The 831-nt window shown below is 62.0% G+C and carries 1 protein-coding gene; it reads left to right on the top strand.

The annotated features are described in order from the left end of the window. Positions 1–679, top strand: a 679-nt coding sequence (gene istB, locus AX756_RS24605) for an IS21-like element helper ATPase IstB (RefSeq protein WP_068318498.1), incomplete at its 5' end; no start/stop codon positions are given. Between the last annotated feature and the right edge of the window lie 152 nt (positions 680–831).

Below are 831 nucleotides of genomic sequence, written 5' to 3'. Positions count from 1 at the left end.
CGCCAAACTGGCCCGGCAATGCGCGACCGAGGGCAAGGATCATGTCCAGTATCTGCTCAGGCTCAGCGAACTCGAACTGATCGAGCGCGAGCGCCGGATGATCGAGCGTCGCATCAAGGCCGCGAAGTTCCCAAGCACCAAGAGCTTGGACAGCTTCGACTTCAAGGCCATCCCGTCGCTCAACAAGCCATTGACGATGGAACTCGCCCGCTGCGAGTACGTCGAGCACCGCGAGAACGTCATCGCCCTCGGGCCGAGCGGCACCGGCAAGACCCATGTCAGCCTGGGCCTTGGACTGGCTGCCTGCCAGAAGGGCCTGAAGGTCCGCTTCAACACCGCCTCCGCCCTGGTCCACGAACTCATCGAGGCCACAGACGAGCGCCGCCTTCAGCGCTTGCAGAAGTCCCTCGCATCCCAGGACCTCCTGATCATCGACGAACTCGGCTTCGTGCCGCTCTCCAAGACCGGCGCTGAGCTGTTGTTCGAGGTCATCTCGCAGCGCTACGAGCGCGGCTCGATTATCATCACATCGAACCTGCCCTTCGACGAATGGACGGAGGTCTTCGGATCGGAGCGTCTCACTGGCGCAATCCTCGACCGCCTGACCCACCACGTCCACATCCTCGAGATGAACGGCGAGAGCTACAGGCTGCGTGAAAGCCGAAAAGCCAGGAACTGATCCCGCAAAGTCTACCCGCAAACTGGCCTTCGGCCAGTGCGCCTTGACGCGCGTCAGCTATATGGAGGCACGCGCGCAAAGGCGCCTGCCAGACCGCACCCGTTGGCGATTATTCCACCGGTTCACTGACCCATTTTGCTCCGGGATTGACA

The organism is Aliiruegeria sabulilitoris (genome assembly GCF_001558155.1).
In the GTDB taxonomy this organism is placed as follows: Bacteria; Pseudomonadota; Alphaproteobacteria; order Rhodobacterales; family Rhodobacteraceae; genus Tropicimonas; species Tropicimonas sabulilitoris.
The sequence above is the reverse complement of the archived record's forward strand: the minus strand, read 5'-3'. Positions and strand labels throughout refer to the sequence as shown.